Source organism: Xanthomonas sp. LMG 8993 (assembly GCF_009835065.2).
GTDB lineage: Bacteria > Pseudomonadota > Gammaproteobacteria > Xanthomonadales > Xanthomonadaceae > Xanthomonas > Xanthomonas arboricola.
Map to the genome: position 1 here is coordinate 217,906 of NZ_QVIF02000008.1, position 19,630 is coordinate 237,535.

Here is a 19,630-nt window from a genome sequence, read left to right on the forward strand (position 1 = left end):
CGTATCGACCCTGCCAGCTGCGAGCTGCACAGCCCGTGCTGCGCGCTCCACATTCGTTTCCTGGCGACATGGCCGGGGCTGCTTCGGCACCCCGGCCGCCACGTACCGGCCGGGCCAGGGCCCCGCAGCTGTTAAACTTGCCGCCCCCTCGAGTTGCCGACCCGCATGACCCACTACGAAGGCGATCTCCGCCCCACCACCGCGCGCTTTGCGATCATCGCCAGCCGCTGGAATGCCCGCATCACCGACGCGCTGGTCACCGGTGCGCGTCAGAGCCTGGCCGGCAACGGCATCGGCGAGGACGCCATCGACGTGATCCGCGTGCCGGGCGCCTGGGAAATTCCGATCGCCGCCAACCGCCTGGGGCAATCCGGACAGCATGCGGCGATCATCGCGCTGGGCTGCGTGATCCGCGGCGACACCCGCCACTACGAACACGTCGCCGACCTCTGTGCCGAAGGCCTGATGAGCGTGCAGTTGCAGACCGGCGTGCCGGTGCTCAACGGCGTGCTCGCGGTCGAGCGCGTGGAAGATGCCGAGGCGCGTGCCGGTGGCAGCCATGGCAACAAGGGCGAAGAATGCGCGCTTGCGGCATTGGAACTGGTCAATTTGATGGAGTTGTTGCCATGAGCAAGTCCGGTGGACACGCCCGCCACGTCCGTCGCGACGGCATCGACCCGGTGCTGCGTTCGCGCGCGCGTCGGCGTGCCTTGCAGGCGGTGTATGCCTGGCAGATTTCCGGCGGGTTCGCCAAGCAGGTGATCTCGCAGTTTGCGCATGAGCAGGCGCACGAAGTGGCCGACCTGGCCTATTTCGAAAACCTGGTCGAAGGCGTGCTGAGCAACCGCGCCGAGCTGGATACCGCGCTGACCCCGTATCTGGATCGCGGCGTGGAAGAAGTCGACGCGATCGAGCGCGCAGTGCTGCGTCTGGCTGCCTACGAGCTGCTGTATCGCCAGGACGTGCCGTACCGCGTGGTGATCAACGAAGCGATCGAAACCGCCAAGCGCTTCGGCTCCGAGCACGGCCACACCTACGTCAACGGCGTGCTGGATCGCGCCTCGGTGGAGTGGCGCAAGGTGGAGTCGGGCGCCAGCGGCGCTAGCGGCGCCTGAAGCGCCTCGGGATTGGGCAGTTTGGATTGGGGATTGGCCGCGGCGCTGCTCCCTGCCAAAGTGCGCCGTGACCAATCCCCACTGCCAAATCCCCAATCCCGGCCCTTCAAATGCCCGAATTCGATCTAATTGCCCGCTTGCGCGCGCGCATTGCGGCGCGTGCGGATGTGCCGTTGGGGATTGGCGACGATGCGGCGCTGCTGCAGCCGCCGCCGGGTGAGCAACTGGCGATCACCGCCGATACGCTCAATGCGGGCGTGCATTTCCCGCACGAGACGCGTGCCGAGGATCTGGGCTGGAAGACGCTGGCGGTCAATCTGTCCGACCTGGCGGCGATGGGCGCGCAGCCGCGCTGGTGCACCCTGTCGCTGTCGTTGCCGCACGACGATGCTGCCTGGGTCGACGCATTCGCCGATGGATTCTTTGCACTGGCCGATGCGCATGACATTGCGCTGGTCGGTGGCGACACCACGCGCGGGCCGTTGGCGTGTGCGGTGACCGCGATCGGCAGCCTGCCGCCGGGCGCGGCGCTGCGTCGCGATGGCGCGCGTGTGGGCGACGACGTCTGGGTCACCGGCGCGCCGGGCGAGGCGGCGGCGGCCTTGTCGCTGTGGCAGGCCGGCCAGCTGGACGTGACCTGCGCGGCGGCCGATCCGTTGCACGAACTGTGGCGCGGCCGGCTGCTGCGCCCGCAGCCGCGCGTGCAGGCCGGGCTGCGCTTGCGTGGGCTTGCGCATGCCTGTGTGGACATCTCCGACGGCTTGCTCGCCGATCTGGGCCATCTGTGCGAACGCAGCGGCGTGGGCGCGCAGCTGGCGCTGGCGGCACTGCCGGCGATGCCGCGCAGTACCGGGATCAGTGCGCTGCAATGCATCGGTTGGCAACTCGGCGGCGGCGACGACTACGAGCTGTGCTTCACCGCCGCCGTGCAACACCGCGACGCGGTGGTGCAGGCGATGGACTTCGCCGGAGTCGCGGTGACGCGCATCGGCCAGATCGTCGCCACGCCGGGCGTGGTGGTCCACGACGCCGACGGCAACCCGTGGCAACCGCCGCAGCGCGGGTATCAGCACTTCGTGGGCTGAGCTGAGCGCGCGGGAGGCGTGGCGCGGGCGTGCTGCATTGCAGCCAACGTCTGCAGGTCGGGAGCGGCCATGCGATGGCGTCCGCCGGCTTGCACTTCAGCACGTGCCAGCCATTGCGGCGCCTACGCTCCCGAATCCCGAATCCCGGCCCTTGAGCCATACCGTACCGTCTGGTACGTTCGCGACGTTCTCCCCCGAACCACGGATGCATGGCAGTTGCCGCTGGGCCATCCCGGCCCGGCCTTGCGTGGGAGAGATCCGCATGAACAAGCGTTGGATCGGAGGCATCGCCGCACTGGCGTTGCTGGTGGCATCGGCGTCGGCGGTGGCGGGCGCTTTCAGCAAGACCTACGAACGGATTCCCGGCTGGGACGGCGCGCCGATGGGCGCACTGGTCTTGGTGCCGCAAGGGCAGGGCAGCGGGCCGTTTCCGCTGATCGTGATGCCGGCCAGTTGGTCGTTGCCGAATCTGGAGTACCTCGGCCGCGCGACCCAATTGGCCAGCGATGGCTACGTGGTCGTCAGCTATACCTCGCGCGGGTTCTGGGATTCGGCCGGGCAGATCGATATCGCCGGCGCCGACACCGTGGAAGACGTCAGCGCGGTGATCGACTGGGCGCTGGCGCATACGCCGGCCAATGCGAATGCGATCGGTGCGTCGGGCATCTCGTATGGCGCGGGCATCAGCCTGCTGGCGGCCGAGCGCGATCCGCGCATCAAGGCCGTGGCTGCGCTCAGCGGCTGGGCCGATCTGGAAGCGTCGCTGTATTCCAACCGCACCGTCAGCCAGCAAGGCGTTGGGCTGTTGGTCGGTGCCGGCGCGTTGACCGGACGTCCCGGCCCGGATCTGGCGCAGATCAGCACACGGGTTGCCGTTGGCGATTACGACGGCGCCGTGCAGGGCTTCCTGCCGCAGGCCGCGTCGCGCAGCCCGGCAAGCGATGTGGCCGCGCTCAATGCGCGTGGCACGGCGGTGCTGCTGGGCAATGCCTTCAACGACGGCCTGTTTCCGCCGAACCAGACCATCGCATTCTTCAATCAGTTGCGCGGGCCCAAGCAGTTGCTGCTCAGCCAGGGCGATCACGCCACCGCAGAGCTGCCGGGCGCGCTCGGCCTGCCCAACGAGGTCTACACGGCGACCACGCGCTGGTTCGATCGTCATCTCAAGCAGCTGCGTAACGGCGTGGACAGCGAAGCGCCGGTGCGGTTGTCGCCGCGCGCGGGGCAATGGCTGGAGTACGCGGACTGGGCGTCGGTGCAACAGGGCAACACGCGCCTGGGGTTATCCGCACCGTCCGGATTGCTCAGCCCCACCGGCGGTTTGATCGGCGGCACCGCCAGCGGATGGCAATCGCGCATTGCCACCGATGTGCCGACGTTGGCCGACTCGGGCGTGGTCCTGGTCAGTGGCCTGTTGCAAGGCATCGGTGTGCCGGTCACCACCTCGATTCCGTTGGTCAATCGCATCGGCGCGGCAGTGTGGGTGGGTGCGCCATCGAACACGCTACGGCGGCTGGCCGGCAGTCCATCGCTGCGCGTGACCGTGGTACCCAGCCAACCGAAAGTGAGCCTGTTCGCGTATCTGTATCGCATGGACGCGCTAGGCGTGGCGCAACTGATCACGCATGCGCCGTACTCGCTACGCGGGGTCACGCCAGGCCGCGCAGTGACGCTGGATTGGTCGCTGCAAGCGGCTGCTGCGGAGATTCCGGCAGGGCAGCGCCTGGTGCTGGTGATCGACACGCAGGACGTGCGCTACACCGATGCCAGCGACGGCGGCGGCACGGTGACGTTTACCTCGCCGGCGGCAACGCCATCGGTATTGAACGTGCCGCTGCGGTAACGCTGCGCTGGGCTAACTCGGATGGTGCAGCGTCCGGCCATTGTCCCAATGCAAGCCGAGCAACGCGCAAGCTTTGGAAAGTATCGATTAACTCTCAGGTGCGTTGTCCTCGCCGCTTGCGGGACCCTTGGCGGCACGGATGCCGCCTACTGAGCTTCCAGGTTTGGATTCACGGCGTGTCCCGCAAGTGATGAGGGTGCTGCGCGCTCGACTAACCGGAATTTTGGCCGCATCTAACAAACGAGGCTGTGACCCGACTGTTGACTGTCTTGTGTCTGGAAGTAAATTGCCCGCACGGATAGATCAGTTGTAGAGCGGTTGGTCTGCGGCTTGGCTGCAGGGCCCTTGCCCGCCCACCCTCGCGGGACACGCCGCAAGTACGTCCGTGTAGGCTCTTACGCGGCATCCATGCCGCGTAAGGTCCCGCGACGGTGGGCGGGCAAGGACCTGTCGAGATAGTTGGTGTGTTTAGGCAAGCTAGGCATGACATGTCGAGATGGTCGGTGTGCGTGGTTGTCTTTGGAGATCCGGGGTGCGCGGATAGGTCAGCTGTAGATCGGCGTGTCCTGAAGCCGGCGAGGGCGCCGCGCGCCGGCCTTGTTTTCAGGCCGAAAAGGTATGCGGTTCGGCTGCAAATGCCACGGCCAGTGCACCCTTGCCGACGTTGACCATGCCGGTCAGGCTCATCACGCTTTCGAACAATTCCACGTTGTGGGTCTGACAGGCGCTTTGCAGGGCGGCGTAGCCGGGCAGGGCGTGCAGCTCGGCCAGTTCGCCGCCGTAGCCCACGCAGACGGTCGGTGTCATCAAGCCCTCGCGGATCTTGCGCACGGTGAAGCCGAACAGCTTTTCGGTCGACGGCTCGAAGCCTTTCAACTTGGCCACCGGTTCGGTGACGCCGCGGTAGGCGCGCAGCACTGGCTTGATGTCCAGCGCAGTGCCCAGCGCGGCGCTGATTAGGCCCACGCTGCGATCGCCCTTGGTGCGTGCACGCGCACGCAGGTAGTAGAGATCGCGCGGAATCATGTAGCCGTAGGTGTGTTCGGCCAGCTGTTCGAGCCGGCTGCGGATTGCCGCCACGCCCTGACCCTGCGCGCGCAGGCGTACCGCTTCCACTGCGGTGATGCCCTGGCCGGCAAACAGGTTGAGCGTATCGATCACGCGCAGCGCGAACGGCGAGGTGTGGCCGGCGGCCTGCCGGATCGGCTTGTAATCGTTGAGGATCGCGAAGCTGGCCTGCATCGCGTTATCGAAGATCTGGCTGCGCAGCTTGGAGATGGTCAGGCAGAACACGTGGTCGTAGTCGATGACCAGCCGTTGCAGGAACAGGTCGCGAATCTGGTTGACCGAAAACGGCGTAGTTTCCGCTTCGTGCCCACGCTCGGCCACATGTGCCTGCAGAAAGCTCAGCGTCGCTTCCTCATCGCGGTGATCGGCCAATACCGCTTCGCCGATACGTACGCTGATCGGCAATACGATGACGTTGTTTTGCTGAATGAAGTCCTGCGGCAAATCGCAGGCACTGTCCACCACGATTCCGATGCGCATCGTCGCCCCCTCCGGCTGTTGCGTTATCTGTAACTGCGAACGCTATCGCAAAACAGCGGAGGCGAGTAGGGCTGCGGTCGAAGGCCGGGTGCCGAAGCGCGCAAGCCGCGGACGGGAGCCTGGCGCGCGGTCATCAGGCAAGCTCGACGGAGGCGAATGGACCGCAGCAAGCAGCTGCAGGCGCTGTCAAAACGCAGATCGCCCCGATGTGGCTCCGCAGCATTGGCATGCACCGCGCCGTCATGCAGATGACCGGTACACGCTGTCGCACTGCGATTTACCTTGCGAACTGAGGATCGGCGCACGCTTCGGCTGCAAGGTGGCGCCCGCTATCGCAGATGACGAGCGAGGCCTGCTGCAATTGCTATAGCTCCCGTCACAACGCCGCTGCTAGGGTCCGACGCGACCGCTGCAAAGCGGCTCTCGACGCTGCCGCACCGGCATCGCCGCGCTGAACTTACTCGGAGAGAGTCAACATGCAAAACAGCCAATCCAGCACCCTTACTCAGACTGGCGCACAGGCGCCTACTACACGGCGGCGCGCATCGCGCTGGTGGAAGGCTGCACTGGCCGTGGGTCTGGTCGCGCTGACGCCGGCGGCGCTGGCCGGTCCCTACAAGATCTTTGGTAACCACTATGCGTGGGTCAATAATTTCAACGATCCCAACAACATCATCCAGGGCACGTTCGGCACCGGCAGCACGCCCGAGCTGACCGTCACCTTCAACTTCGCCGACTACAATCTCTACGGCTATCCGGCGATCGTGCGCGGCTGGCATTACGACTGGAACCCGACCAGCGACACGCTGTTTCCGCGGCAGATTTCCTCGCTGAGCAAGATCCCGCTCAAGTTCACCTACAGCGCCGGCGGGACCAATCTCGCAGGCGACTTTGCCTACGACATCTTCTTCCGCTGGGATACCGCCAAGGGCAACCCGCAGCTGGAAGTGATGATCTGGGGCGACCACAACTCCTGGCCGATCGGCACACTGACTGCCAGCAAGGTGATCACCGCGGGCGGGCGTACCTTCGACCTGTGGGAGGGCTTCAACTCCGGCGCCGGCTATTACGTCTATACGTTCATCCCGACCGGCACCGCCGGGCAGGCCACGCTCAAGACCAGCGGCAGCCTCAACGTGGACGCCAAGCCCTTCCTCAACTGGCTGCAGACCAACCGGTCCAAGGATGGGCGCTACAACAACAGCATGTACCTGCATGCAGCCGAAGCCGGTTTCGAAGTGGTGCGCGGCAATGGCTGGGCCAAGGTGAGCGCGACGCTGGATGCGCAGTAAGCACGATGCCCATCGGCGACATGGCCGAGGTGCGTCATTAGCGTAGAGACCGGCGTGCAGCACACCGCACGCCGGTGATCGCACCTGCGGCGCTGGCCTGACAATCGTCGACGATTGCAGGCCGCTTGAGAGCCAACGAGGTGGCATGTGCGCGACGCACGCATTGCATGCCTCGCGTCCTGGCTGCCGACGGCTCGCGCAGCAGATCGACTGACGGCAGTCGGGCAGGCCGAGTCAGCGCGCAGGTCATATGCATGGCGACGTGCATCGACCGTGCAGTGTGAGGGTCTGCCGCTTCCGGAATCTCATGCACCGCCGCAATCACCGCACGCAGTTGCGCGCGGTGATTGCCATATCGGTGTGGCTGGCGCTGCCACCGCCAGCTTTGCACAGGTGTCAGGCGAATGCGGGCAGTGCCACGGTCTCTGCAATGGGTGCGAGGCGTTGTTACGTGCAGCCCTTGCTTGTCCGACCACCGCTCGCTGGATAGGCGGATTGCTTACAGCGCCACCAGCTGGATACTGTCGAACACCACGGCCGGGCTGAGAAAGCCGTTGTCCGGCGATCCCGAGGCGATGCCGATCTCGATCCGGTTGCTGCCCGATTGCAGCGCAGATGCCGGGATGTCCACCTCATACAGCGTGTTGTTGCCGCGCCATGTGCCGCGGGTGATGCCGCGTGTCTTGGGCTGCGTAGGCGCGGCCGGCACCGGGCCATTCCAATGCGCATTGACGCTGATCTGCGGGCGCGCGCCGACCTGCGTCAGCGCCACGAAGATGCGCAGGCGATAGCCACGCACTTCACTCGAGCCCAGGGTGAAGTCGATACGGGTCGGGGTGTTGATGCCGCGCCATTGCACTGCCGGAAAGCTGCCGGCACTGCTCGATCCAACCGTGTAGGTCACCGGGCTCCAGCGCATGCGCTTGTCGGATGGATGCGCGCGTGGCAGCAGATCCGCATGGCGGAAACCGGCCGGCGTGCCATCGGCCGTGCCGATCTGCCATTTGACGGTCCCCGGCAGCACAACCGCTTGCAGCGCCGCTTGCGTGGTCGCGTTGGCATGGATCTCCACATCGCGTTGCGCGACTTCCAGTTCGTTCTGATAGAGCGTCATGCGGTAGCGTCCCGGGCGCACGCCCGCAATCTGGTAATCGCCGCTGCCGTTGGCGGTGGCCCAGTATTGGGCCTGGTCGTTGCGCAGGCCGATCACGGCAGGCTGGCCGGACAGCACGCCACTCACCCGGCCGCTCAGCGCGCCACGCCCGTCGCTGGCGAGATAACCGGTCAACCCCAGCGTTGCATCGACGAAGGCGGTGTCCAGCTGTGCGCTGGAGGGCGTCCCGCCATCGGTGAACAGCAGCCCGTACACCCCATGCAGGCCACCGCGGAATGCCTCGGTCTGGGTGTGATCGGAATACATGTAGTTGTAGAGCTCATGGGTCACGCGGGTTTTCTGGGTGGCGATGTCCTTGAAGAACGGCCCGCCGGAACTGCGCTCGCGGTTGCCCATCAGCATGAACACCGCCACGCCCGAACCGCTGACGCCGTGCACTTGGTCGTCCATCATGCGGCGCGCCGAATAGAACTTGGAACTGGTGCGTCCGTCCGGCAGCAGGAACACGTCCTCGCCTTCCACCGGGCTGCCGACATTGGAGTCGGGCTCCTGCTGCGCATTGGGCAGCTTGGCAACGTTCAAGCGGGTGACAAAGCGCAGCTCGCCGATCGGCAGCAGCGTCGGTGCATAGGTGGCCATGTAGATCGCGTTGCGGCCCTTGCGTGCGATGTAGTACTGGGTCAGGTCGCCGGCCTTGGCAGAGACCACGATCGTGGCGCCCACCACGCGCGCCTCCACACTGGCGCTGCCCAGGCCGGAGGCAATCTGCGAGCCCTTGGACTCGGTGGTCTGCAGCGCGTTGTCGCGATAACGCATCGAGACGATGTCGCCGTTGCCGGCGTTGACCGCAAACACCAGCTCGGCGCCGGTATCGACAACGACACGTTCGCCGCTGTGGGTGACGCCAAATGCGGCGATGGCCGGCGCGCTGACGCCGCCGTACAGGAACAATGCGCACGCCAGGATGCGCAGGATAGTGCGGGGCATATCGATCTCCATGCCGAAGTAGGGGCGTCGCTATGGTGCCGACGCGCGATGCTAGGCGGGCTGGACAACGACGGCGATGGTCGGACCTGCAGAGCGTGCACCGCGTACAAGATGCAGTGCTGAAACGCAGCGCAGTTCACGCTCCTTCTGCGATGCGCAGGCATGCGCGACGACGCCGGGGCATTGCGGTGCGCCAGTCGGGCATGCGCCCTTGCGCATCAGTGCGGCCGCGCTTGTCGTGCAGCGTCAGCCCAGGGCGTCGCGCGCCGAGGCGATGGCAGCCATCCACTGTTCGCGTTTGCCGATCACGAAACGGTGCTCGCCGCCGTCATGCAGCTGCACCGCCAGCGAGGTTGGCGCCACCGGCAGCAGGCCGAACAGGCGCGTCCAGCGTGGTTGCATTGCTGCGATCTGGCGCAGGTGCACGGTCAACGACCGGGTCTGTATGTTGTAGGGATGCGGCTGGAAGTGCAGCGCATCGGCGGTCAGGATCAGCCGCCCGCCGACCGCTTCCAGCCCGCGGAGCAGATTGGCCGGCGCCTGGCGCAATACGACGCGATCGATCGAGCGCAAGCCGCCTCCCTGGAACAGCGAGGTCACTGCGACGCAGCGGCGGCGCAGGCACGCCGTTGCTGCCGTTGCCGGGACGGGATGCCAACGCTGTCGATCAGTGTCGATGAGGAGACGCAGAACATGCGGTAGGCCCGAGGGAGTGTATCAATGCAGTTGTTATCGCTGGGAAGACGCGGCGACGCGGCACGATGCCATATCGCCGATGTACGCCACCCCGCCGCCGACCAGATACATCAGCAGATCGTGCACGGTGGCGGTATTGCCAAGCGCGATGTAGGCCGCGCTGCCCGGGCGCAGCCCGAGCCGGTCGGCCAGATGCAGCGCCTGCAGCCCTTCGATCAGGCACCCGATCGCCACCGCCAGCACGCACGCCCAGCGTGGCGGCAGCGCAAGCACACCGCGCAACCCGCAATACACCAGGATCACCGCCAGCACATCGCCCAGGCTGCCGCGCACCCACGGCCCGCCCAGTGTGCCTGCGCCGATCGCCACTTCGATGACAAACACGGCGAATGCGATCAACAGGTAGGTGCAGCGCACGCCCAACGCCATGCGGGTCACCGCGCTCCCATGCGCACGCCGCTCCCGATCATTTCAGATAGGCCCGCGGCAACGCGCCGGCCGGTTGCATGTAACGCTCGCGCAGCTCGGTCTGGCGTGAGCGCATCGGCATGTCGCGACCGCCCAGCCACACCTGCTCGGCGTAGTGGGCGACATCCAGCGGGTCGCCTTCCCACAGCACCAGGTCGGCCTGTTTGCCGACCGCAATGCTGCCGATGCGATCGGCCACGCCGAAGATCTCCGCCGGCACCCGGGTCAGGCCGGCCAGGCCGGCTTCCCACGGCAAGCCGTTGGCCACCGCATTGCCGGCCAGCTGGCGCTGTTTGCGCGCGTTATGCGAGGCATCGCCACTCTGGGCAAAGCTGACCTCCACGCCGGCCGCGCGCAGCCGTGCGGCGTTTTCCAGCGTCGCACCGATCTGGTCGAAGGTGGACGGCAGGTCCGCCAGCGCATCCACCAGCACCGGCACCCCGGCCTGCGCCAGTTGCGGCGCGAGCTTCCAGGCCTCGGCGCCGCCGGCAATGGCGATGCGCACCTTTTCGCGCTGCGCCCAACGCAGCAACTGGCGGATGTCTGCGGCACGCTCCACCTGCACCACGATGCGGCCTTGCCCGGCCAGGTATCTGGCCAGCACGCTGCGGCCGACCGGGGTCAGCAGCGCATGCGGTGAGTCGGCCGGCACGCGTCCGCGCGCTTCGGCCACCAGCTGGTCGAGCAGCATCCATTGCGCGGCGCGCGAGCTGCCGGTGAGATCGGAGGCCGCCGCACCGATGCGGATGAACAAGGCATGCGGGCCGAGCGGGTCCGGGCTGCCGTCCAGCCGCACCACGCCGCCTTGCCCGGCGATGAAGGCACCGCTGGTGGTCGCGCCCAGCGCGGTGAAGCCGATGCCTTCCACGCGCGCCACCGGCACCAGCACCGAATCGGGGTTGTAGGCCAGGGTGACGTCGAATTCCGGACGCATCGGCTGGTCGCTGAGTTTGACGCCGCTGTCCACGGTGCTGTCTTCGCCGGAGACTTCTTCGATGCCGATCTCGGTGATGCCGCCGAACAGGGCCGGCGTCAGCGGGCGGCCCCTGGCCTCGACCACGCGACCATCGGCCGGCACGGCCAGGTTGCTGCCGATCGCGCGGATCACGCCGCCCTGCACCAGCACATCGGTATTGCGCAGCGTGCCTTGTGCGGTGGCGGTATGCACGGTCGCGCCACGGATCAGCACCTGCTGGCCGAATGCGGGCAATGCAAGCACTGCCAGGACCACCGCGGAGATCACGCGCAGGCGCGGGCGCAGTCCAGTTGTGCGGCTCATCGCGCCACCTCCTGGCCGAGCATGAAGTCCGACACCGGCTGCAGGCGGCGATCGTGGCGGTCGTAGACCTGCGCGCCGTCGATATAGACCTGTTCGGCCAGCGCGTAGGAGCTGAAGGGATTGCCGTTCCACACCACCATATCGCCCATCTTGCCCGGCTCCAGTGCGCCGGTCTGCTGCTCGATGCCAAGCGCCTTGGCGGCATTGCTGGTGAGCCAGCGGATCGCACGCTCGGGTGGAATCTCCATCCCGCTGCGGCGCGCGTTGGCGAGCACCTTGGCCGCTTCCTGATTCAGGCGCTGGATGCCTTCTTCCGAATCCGAATGCACGATGGCGCAGCTGTTGGCCGGCCTGTCGACCAGCGCGATGTTTTCCTGGATGCCATCGAAGGCTTCCATCTTGAAGCCCCACCAGTCGGCCCACAGCGCACCGCAAACGTTCTCCTGCGCCAGCCGGTCGGCCAGCTTGTAGGCCTCCACGCCGTGATGGAAGGCGGCGATGTGGAAGCCGAACTCCTTGGACAGGTCGAGCATGGTCGCCATCTCGTCGGCGCGGTAGCAATGGATATGCACGCGGATGTCGCCGTTGATCGCGCCGGCCAGCGTGTCGAGCTTGAGATCGCGCTTGCCGCCGGCGTCGCCGCTGCTGTCGTTGTCGCCGCCGCGGCTCCACCAATGGCGCTTTTTCGCAGTCTTTTTCTTCAATGCATTCTTCTGCAGGTACTCGGCCGCGTCGATGAAGGCGGCACGGTAGCCGGCCACGTTGCCCATGCGCGTGCCGGGGCCGCCCTTCTGGCCGTACACGCGCTTGGGGTTCTCGCCGCAGGCCATCTTCAGGCCCCAGGGGGCGCCGGGAAACTTCATGCCCTGGTAGGTGGTGGAGGCGACATTCTTGAGGGTGACGCCGCGCCCGCCGATCAGATTGGCCGAGCCGGGAAGTACCTGCAGCGAAGTGACGCCGCCGGCCAGGGCGGTGCCGAAGCCGGGATCCTGCGGCCAGATCGAATGCTCGGCCCACACGTTCGGCGTCACCGGGGCGGTCATCTCGTTGCCATCGCTGTGCGCGCTGACGCCGGGGCTGGGATACACGCCCAGATGCGAGTGCACGTCGATGATGCCGGGGGTCACCCACTTGCCGGTGCCGTCGATGCGGCGCACATCGGCCGGCGCCTCCAGCCCGCGCCCGACCGCGGCCACCTTGCCGTCGCGCAGCAGCACGTCGGCGTCGTCCAGCCGCTGGCCGGTGCCGGTGAGCACGGTGGCGTGCTGGATCAACACCGGAGCGGACGCGAGCGCACGGTAGGTGCTGGGATAGGGGTCTTGCACGAAACGCGATGCCGCAGACACAGGACCGCACAGCACGGCCGCGCCGAGCGCGGCGAACAGGATGGAACGCATGGATTTCCCCGGTGCAACGAAAACGTCAGCCGCAAACCTAGCGGCCGGCGGCGTGCTTGCCAAGTGCTGCACGGTCGGCGGCGGCGGGCTCATCACATGCGCCAGTGCATGCTATGCCGTATTCGTCAGGGAATACGTCGATGATCGTCAAGTCAGAGCGCAACAAACAGGCCGATGTGGTACTGGCTTTCTGGGAACTGGCCGGCTCGGCCCGCTGGTTCACGCACAACGATGCGTTTGATGCCAACTTCCGCCAGCATTTCAGCGAGCAGCACTTTGCAGCGGCGCGTGGCGAGTACGCGCACTGGATGGAACGTGCCGAAGATGCGCTGGCCTTGCTGATCCTGCTCGACCAGTTTCCGCGCAACGCGTTCCGCGGCAGCGCGCATGCCTACGCCACCGATGGCCTGGCGCTGTCCTGCGCCAGGCAGGCAATCGCCAGCGGCTTCGATCAACAGGTCTCCGCGCAGTTGCGGCTGTTTTTCTATCTGCCGTTCGAGCATGCCGAAGATCTGCAGGAGCAGGCGCGCTCGGTGCAGCTGATCACCGCGCTGGACGATGCCGAAACCACGCGCTGGGCCGTGGAGCATCAGCAGATCATCCAGCGCTTCGGACGCTTCCCGCATCGCAATGCGGTACTGGGGCGCGAGACCACCGCCGAAGAGCAGCAGTTTCTCGATGACGGCGGATTTGCCGGCTGAAGGAGGGCGGCGGTTATGGCCTGCCGCGACCGCACGCCGCTGTGGCTTTCCCGCGCTGCACATTGCGTATAGGCACGCGGATCGAGCGGGCGATCGACGCGATAGGTTGATGGCGCACATACGCGCGCTGTCGCGCGTTGATCGACATCGTGCGGCGGTGCAATCACACCAATAGCCTCGCAACGGCGATGCGAATGACTTGCGCGGCGGCGAGTTGCGCTCTTCCGGATCCGGTGCGTGCCGCAACGTGACGCCGATACCGCTGCGGGCATCGGCCATCGCGCGGCAATCGCTCAACAGCCGCCCATCAAGCCTTCCGAACGCCAGTGCGTGCCTTCGCCGAGCAGCAGGTAGAAGCCGTAGCTCTCGTAGCCGCTTTCCGATAGCACGAAGTCGAGCGTGCCATCGCCGTCGATATCGCCGAACTGCAGCAGATGCGTGCGCAGTGGCAGGTCTTCGCAATCGTCGCAGCCACTGGCCGCGCTGCCCTTGCGGAACTGCCAGCGGCTGCCGTCATGTTCGAAGATCGCAAGCACGGCCAGGACGCCGGTTGGGTTGTCCGGGTTGCCGGTCCTGGTCGGGTGATGGGAGGTCAGCACGGCCACGCGTCGCTGCGGCTGCCGGGTGTCGGTCACGATCTGCAGCGCGGCCAGATCCTGCGCACGATCGGCAGGGAATGCCGTCAACGCCTGGGCCAGCGCCGCCGGCTTGACGCTGTTGCGCAGCTGCGCGGTTGCGCCGGCCTGACGCAACAGCTCGGCCTGTTCGGCAGCGGTGGCGTCACGGCTGGCAAAGCGCTTGCCGGGATTGAGATCCACCGTCGATAACAGCGGCGAATCGGACAGCGTGCCAGTGCCCTTCAAGCGCAGTTTTGCCGTGCCGCCGCACATGCTGTTGTCGTCGACGCTCAGCGACGCAAGCCGCACGGTGCCGCTGGACACGCCCGCATTGAAGACCTGCAGCGGCTGGCTCAGCAGCGACCTGGGCATGCTGGACTCCTTCGCCACGCCGCTGCCCAGCCACACCGGAATGTATTCCAGCGGGTCTTCGCCCGGCTGGTTGTCGTAGGTCTGTACCAGCATGACCGCGCGTGCCGGCTCGGCGGCCTGTGCGGCCAGCGGCAACAGCGCGGCCAGTGCAAGAGAGAGCAGGCGGGTGTGCATTGCAGCGACGTCCTTGTGCATATCGATCCATGAAAAAACGGACGCTCGGTGGAGCGCCCGTTCGGGGTGTGCACTGTAGCAAACGCGGCTCAAAACCTGGCCGGCGGTTGCGGCGAGCCATCGCCGGATGCGGATTCCCCGCCACCGGCTGTGCCGTCTGGCTTGCTCAGTACTTGGCCACGCCGTTGTCCACCTCGTCCGACCAGGCGTCGATGCCGCCGGTGACGTTGTAGACGTTGCTGAAACCCAGGCCGCGGAAGTGCTCGGCCGCCTGCAGGCTGCGCCCGCCGCGGTGGCACAGGAACGCCAGCGGGGTGTCCTTGGGCAACTGCTCGATGGCGGCGCGCTCGTGCGCGTCCAGTGTGCGGAACGGCGCGGCAACGCTGGCCAGGGCACGCTCGTCGGCCGGGCGCACGTCCACCAGGGTCAGCGTACCGGCCTTGATGCGGTCGTCGGCATCGCGCACCGACAGCTCCTGCACCGGCTTGGGCGCATTGGGGTTGTCGATGGCCAGGCCACGGCCGCGGATGTCGTCCACCCAGTCGATGGTGATGCCGTCGGCGCGGCGGGCGCTGGCCAGATCGAACTGCACGCGCAGGCCGTTGGATTCGGCCGCGATGGCGTTCGGGTTGGTCGGCGCCAGCTGGAAGTTCGGCTGGAAGTTGGCATCGATGGCCAGCGTCAGCGAGGCATCCGGCGCATCGGCCAGCGCGCCCTTGAGCATCTCGACCGCGGCCGGGGTGATGGTGATCTTGGGCGGAGTCCGGTCTGGCGCCTGCAGGCCCAGCATGCTGCTCAACTCGCCGCTGTCGGCCATCTGCAGGATGATGTCGCTGCCGCCGATCAGCTCGCCGTCCACATACAGCTGTGGAATGGTCGGCCAGTCGCCGTAGGCCTTGATGCCTTCGCGGATCTCCTGGTCGGCCAGCACGTTGACGTGGGCATAGTCGATGCCCAGACCGTCCAGCACGCCAACCGCCTTGGCCGAAAAACCGCACTGCGGCATGCCTGGCTGGCCTTTCATGAAGAGCACCACACGGCTGGATTGCAGCAGCGTATCGATGCGGGAACGCAGGGCGGGATCGAGGGACATGGCAGCACTTCGGTCAGATCGTGGAGTCCGGGCATTCTACGCCGCATGGCATCATGCGGCATGACCACGCTTCAAACGCTGTATCGCATCCCCTCGCACCCGTACCGCTGGGTGGGCCTGCTGGCCCTGTCGCAGGCGGCGGTGGCGCTGCTGTGGTGGCATCTGGGCTGGGCCTGGGGCGTGCCGGCGTTGCTGGTGTCGCACGCCTTGTTCGTGGTGCCGGTGTTCCTGCCGCGCGCGCGCCTGTACGCGCCGGTGCTGGCGCGCCTGCCGGGCCGCGCGCCGCAGGTGTGGCTGACCATCGACGACGGCCCCTCCGACGACACCCCGGCGATGCTGGACCTGCTGGACGCCTTCGATGCCAAGGCCACGTTCTTCGTGGTCGGGGCGCGCGCCGAGCAACGGCCTGAACTGGTGCGCGAGATCGTGCGCCGCGGGCATGGCATCGGCAATCACAGCCATACCCATCCGCAGGCCTGGTTCTGGGCGCTGGGCCCGCACCGCATGGCGCAGGAAATCGGCCAGGCACAGCGCGTGCTGGCCACCATCACCGGGCAGGCGCCGCGGCTGTACCGCTCGGTGGTGGGCATGACCAATCCCTTCGTCGCCTCGCCGCTGCGTGCGCACGGGCTGACCCGCGTGGCCTGGAGCGCGCGCGGGTTCGACGGGGTGCGTTGCGAGCCGCAGGCCACCGTGGCCCGCATCGTGCGCGACCTGCGCCCCGGCGCCATCGTGCTGCTGCACGAGGGCGCCGCGCACGGCCACAACCTCACCATCCTGCGCGGCGTGCTGGAGGCGATGCACGCGCGCGGCCTGGCCGGGCGGCGTCCGCTCTAAGGTCCTGCGCACGGCGTGGACGGTGGCGTGGAAGCGGGGCGTGCGTTGCCGGATCCATCGTCCCTGCCGGCGGGAACGCTCTGGTGCGACGCGTCTTTTTTGTTCGCCGGATTGCCTGGAGCTGGCGCTCCTGAGTTCCGTCATCGATCCGCGCATGTATTGACAGCGATTTAACGCGGATCGAACATGCGCCCCCAGCCAGCAAACGGTGCGCGCCTTCCGATGGCGCTGCCGACGCCAGCCTCAATAGCCGTCATCGACGGCCATATTCGCTCCTGAGGCTGACCCCATGTCCCATTGCATCGTCCCTGCGCGCGCGCTTGCGCGTGCGGATCTCCGTTCGCCGCAGCTCCCGCTGGCGTACTCCCTGCTGGCGCTGGCTTGCGCATGGCCATTGGCGGCTGCCGCGCAATCGAGCATGCGCGACCCGGTCGATCTGGACCGCCTGCAAATCGAGGCACACCGCGGCGCCGCGACCGAAGGTAGCGACTCCTACACCGCCGATGTCGCGCGCAGTTCGACCAAGCTGGAGCTGTCGCTGCGCGAGACGCCGCAGTCGGTGGTGGTGGTGACACGCCAGCAGATCGTCGACCGCAACCTGCAATCGCTGCAGGACGTCACCGACACCGTGGCCGGCTTCAACTCGCCGACCTGGGACACCGAGCGCACCTACATCAACGCGCGCGGCTTCGAAGTGGACTATTACCGCATCGACGGCATTCCCACCGACTACACCGGCGATGTGCAGCAGAACATGGCGATCTACGACCGGGTGGAAATCATCCGCGGCGCCAACGGCCTGACCACCGGCGCGGGCAGCCCGGCCGCGTCGATCGACCTGGTGCGCAAGCATGCCGACAGCGATGTGTTCACCGGTCGGGTCGATCTGTCGGCAGGGCGTTGGGACCGCTATCGCGGCACCGTCGACCTGCAATCGCCGTTGAACGCCGCCGGCAACGTGCGTGGGCGGGTGGTTGCCAGCTACGAGGACAAGCAGTCGTTCCGCGATTACTACAGCAAGCAATCGTCGCTGTTCTACGGCATCGTCGATGCGGATTTCAGCGATGCCACCCGCGGCTACATCGGCATCAACAAGCAGCGCAACGATGGCCGCGGCACCACCTGGGGCGGGGTGCCGGCGTACTTCAGCGACGGCAGCCGCACCGATTTTGCACGCTCGGATTCGTTCACGCCGCGCTGGGCGCGCGGCGTGGCCGATACCACCAATGCGTTTGCCGGCCTGACCCATCGCCTCGACAACGGTGCGCAGCTGCACGTGGAATATTCGCATCAGCGGTTCGAAGCCGATTGGAAGTCGGTGCTGTTCGGCTACTTCGATTACCCGGACCGCCAGACCGGCCTGGGCCTTGCCAACACTTTTGGCGGGCGCTATCCCGCACTCACGGCGCAAAACAGCCTGGATGCCTACCTCAGCGTGCCGCTGACCTGGTGGGGCCGCAACCACGAACTGGTCGCCGGTGCCACCTGGATGAACCGCAACGTGCGCAGCTGGTCCAACGGGCCGCAGCCGCCGCAGGTGCTGACGGCCGAAAGCGTCTACGCCTGGACCGGCAGCATGGCGCAGCCGCAATGGACGCCGCTGGTGAAGGGCGAAGAACGCGACGTGCGCCAGGTGGCCGCCTATGCCGCCGGCCGTTTCAGCCTGACCGACGCGCTCACTGCCATCGTCGGCGCACGCGTCACCGACTGGAAGAACACCGATCAACTGGTGCCGGCCAATACCTACGAGCGTCGCGGCCGCACCACGCCGTACGCCGGCCTGATCCTGGACGTGGACGACCACCATTCGCTCTACGCCAGCTACACCGGCATCTTCAAGCCGCAAAACAATCGCGACCGTAGCGGGCGCTATCTCGCCCCGCTGGAAGGCAACAGCTACGAGGTCGGCGCCAAGGGCGAATACCTCGGCGGCCAGCTCAACGCGGCGCTGGCGTTGTTCCGTATCGAGCAGGACAACCTGGCGGTCAACGACCCCGGACAATTCGTGCCCGGCACCACCAATCAGGCTTTCCTGGCCGCGAAGGGCACGGTCAGCCAGGGCGTGGAATTCCAGCTCGACGGGCAGCTGTCCGAGCAGTGGCGGATCGCGTTCGGCTTTGCCCAGTTCGATGCCAACGATGCCAGCGGTGTCGACGTCAATCCGACCAGTCCGCGTCGCGAAGCCACCCTGTTCACCAGCTGGCAGACCGGGCCGTGGCGCGTGGGCGGTGGCCTGAGCTGGCAGTCGGCCATCCACGAATTGATGTCCGGGCCACAGGGCACAACGCAACGGCTGACCCAGGGCAGCGTGGTGTTGACCAACGCGATGGCACGCTACGACATCAACCAGGCATGGTCGGCGCAGCTCAACGTGCGCAACCTGTTCGACCGCAAGTACTACGCCAACATCGTCTATCAAAGCCAGTTGATCTACGGCGACCCGCGCGATGTGGAGCTGACGCTGTCCTGGAAGTTCTGAGCTTGCTCCAGACGACAGGCTTTGGCGGTATCGATGCCGCCATAGGTCCTGCGACGGTGGGCTAACCAAGCCTTTGCCTGCATCCAAACGGCGCGTCGACTCGGTGACTTGGTTGTCCCGAAGTGATTGGTCGGCGCGGATGGATCAATTGTAGAGCGGCTGCTCTGCGACTCGCTGCAGGCCCTTGCCCGCCCACCCTCGCAGGACACGCCGCAAGTACATCCCTGTAGGCTCTTACGCGGCATCCATGCCGCGTAAGGTCCCGCGACGGTGGGCGGGCAAGGACCCGTCGAGATGGTCGGTGTGCATGGCTTTCAACAAGGCAACCAGCGGACTCTCTGGGGCGTGGGGCACCGCCCTTGAACAACGTGGCCCGGGATCATCCGTATGACGTCAACAGCGGCTGTCAAAACGGCTGCGCGGCCGGTGCCCGTTGCGGCATTTGCTATGCGTACACCCCGGTTTATGCGTGCCGTCCACATCCGTCCGGCGACCGCGCGTTACGTTCTGTCAGTCGTTGTAAAGCGAGCCAG

General features: G+C 66.6%; 16 protein-coding genes and 1 other RNA gene. 9 read left to right on the top strand and 8 right to left on the bottom strand.

The genetic code is table 11. The features are described 5' to 3' along the window. The first annotated feature begins 165 nt into the window (after positions 1-165). The 4 genes from ribH (at position 166) to DYQ94_RS15655 (ending at position 4,043) form a co-directional block, all read left to right on the top strand. Complete coding sequence (gene ribH, locus DYQ94_RS15640) at positions 166-630, top strand: 6,7-dimethyl-8-ribityllumazine synthase (RefSeq protein ID WP_005997267.1); 465 nt, start codon at positions 166-168, stop codon at positions 628-630. Then, the gene (nusB, locus tag DYQ94_RS15645; protein ID WP_024940797.1) at positions 627-1,115 is read left to right on the top strand and encodes a transcription antitermination factor NusB; all 489 of its coding nucleotides are present in this window, start codon (positions 627-629) and stop codon (positions 1,113-1,115) included. Before ribH ends, nusB begins: the two co-directional genes overlap by 4 nt. A 110-nt stretch (positions 1,116-1,225) precedes the next feature. Continuing rightward, a complete protein-coding gene (gene thiL, locus DYQ94_RS15650) occupies positions 1,226-2,200 on the top strand; it encodes a thiamine-phosphate kinase (RefSeq protein WP_054592513.1) in 975 nt (324 codons plus the stop codon). Between the two features lie 262 nt (positions 2,201-2,462). Beyond that, positions 2,463-4,043, top strand: coding sequence for a CocE/NonD family hydrolase (locus DYQ94_RS15655; RefSeq protein ID WP_126966662.1), 1,581 nt, complete (start codon positions 2,463-2,465; stop codon positions 4,041-4,043). A 603-nt stretch (positions 4,044-4,646) separates the two neighbouring features. Here DYQ94_RS15655 and DYQ94_RS15660 read toward each other — a convergent pair. Further along, the gene (locus tag DYQ94_RS15660) at positions 4,647-5,591 is read right to left on the bottom strand and encodes a DegV family protein (RefSeq protein WP_126966663.1); all 945 of its coding nucleotides are present in this window, start codon (positions 5,589-5,591) and stop codon (positions 4,647-4,649) included. A gap of 476 nt (positions 5,592-6,067) precedes the next feature. Here DYQ94_RS15660 and DYQ94_RS15665 point away from each other — a divergent pair, with 476 nt between their 5' ends. Then, positions 6,068-6,883: a GH12 family glycosyl hydrolase domain-containing protein gene (locus DYQ94_RS15665; protein ID WP_046344285.1), complete on the top strand. Its 816-nt coding sequence runs from the start codon at positions 6,068-6,070 to the stop codon at positions 6,881-6,883. 499 nt (positions 6,884-7,382) lie between these two features. Here DYQ94_RS15665 and DYQ94_RS15670 read toward each other — a convergent pair whose 3' ends face one another. The 5 genes from DYQ94_RS15670 to DYQ94_RS15690 all read right to left on the bottom strand — a co-directional run bounded on the left by DYQ94_RS15670 (position 7,383) and on the right by DYQ94_RS15690 (position 12,824). Beyond that, positions 7,383-8,984, bottom strand: coding sequence for a rhamnogalacturonan lyase B N-terminal domain-containing protein (locus DYQ94_RS15670; protein WP_126966664.1), 1,602 nt, complete (start codon positions 8,982-8,984; stop codon positions 7,383-7,385). 246 nt (positions 8,985-9,230) lie between these two features. Further along, positions 9,231-9,557 carry a hypothetical protein gene (locus tag DYQ94_RS15675; RefSeq protein ID WP_047129733.1) on the bottom strand — a complete coding sequence of 109 codons (327 nt, stop codon included), beginning with the start codon at positions 9,555-9,557 and terminating at the stop codon, positions 9,231-9,233. A 156-nt stretch (positions 9,558-9,713) separates the two neighbouring features. After that, positions 9,714-10,109: a ribosomal maturation YjgA family protein gene (locus DYQ94_RS15680; RefSeq protein ID WP_126966665.1), complete on the bottom strand. Its 396-nt coding sequence runs from the start codon at positions 10,107-10,109 to the stop codon at positions 9,714-9,716. A 37-nt stretch (positions 10,110-10,146) separates the two neighbouring features. After that, positions 10,147-11,427, bottom strand: coding sequence for an amidohydrolase family protein (locus DYQ94_RS15685; protein WP_126966666.1), 1,281 nt, complete (start codon positions 11,425-11,427; stop codon positions 10,147-10,149). Then, a complete protein-coding gene (locus DYQ94_RS15690) occupies positions 11,424-12,824 on the bottom strand; it encodes an amidohydrolase (protein WP_126966667.1) in 1,401 nt (466 codons plus the stop codon). Before DYQ94_RS15690 ends, DYQ94_RS15685 begins: the two co-directional genes overlap by 4 nt. Before the next feature lie 140 nt (positions 12,825-12,964). Between DYQ94_RS15690 and DYQ94_RS15695 the strand changes: the two genes are divergently transcribed. Then, positions 12,965-13,525, top strand: coding sequence for a DUF924 family protein (locus DYQ94_RS15695; RefSeq protein WP_024938947.1), 561 nt, complete (start codon positions 12,965-12,967; stop codon positions 13,523-13,525). 293 nt (positions 13,526-13,818) lie between these two features. Here DYQ94_RS15695 and DYQ94_RS15700 read toward each other — a convergent pair whose 3' ends face one another. Further along, positions 13,819-14,688 (bottom strand): hypothetical protein, encoded by an 870-nt coding sequence (locus DYQ94_RS15700; protein WP_160955012.1) that lies wholly within the window; start codon positions 14,686-14,688, stop codon positions 13,819-13,821. Positions 14,689-14,854: 166 nt separating this feature from the next. Continuing rightward, positions 14,855-15,781, bottom strand: coding sequence for a Grx4 family monothiol glutaredoxin (grxD, locus tag DYQ94_RS15705; RefSeq protein ID WP_024938949.1), 927 nt, complete (start codon positions 15,779-15,781; stop codon positions 14,855-14,857). A gap of 45 nt (positions 15,782-15,826) precedes the next feature. Between grxD and DYQ94_RS15710 the strand changes: the two genes are divergently transcribed. The 3 genes from DYQ94_RS15710 (at position 15,827) to DYQ94_RS15720 (ending at position 19,613) form a co-directional block, all read left to right on the top strand. Beyond that, entirely contained in the window at positions 15,827-16,618 is a 792-nt protein-coding gene (locus tag DYQ94_RS15710) for a polysaccharide deacetylase family protein (RefSeq protein WP_181123469.1), read from the top strand. Between the two features lie 289 nt (positions 16,619-16,907). Beyond that, positions 16,908-19,097, top strand: a complete 2,190-nt coding sequence (locus tag DYQ94_RS15715; protein ID WP_126966669.1) for a TonB-dependent siderophore receptor — start codon at positions 16,908-16,910, stop codon at positions 19,095-19,097. 440 nt (positions 19,098-19,537) lie between these two features. After that, positions 19,538-19,613: non-coding RNA, sX9 sRNA (locus DYQ94_RS15720), on the top strand. Positions 19,614-19,630: the final 17 nt, after the last annotated feature.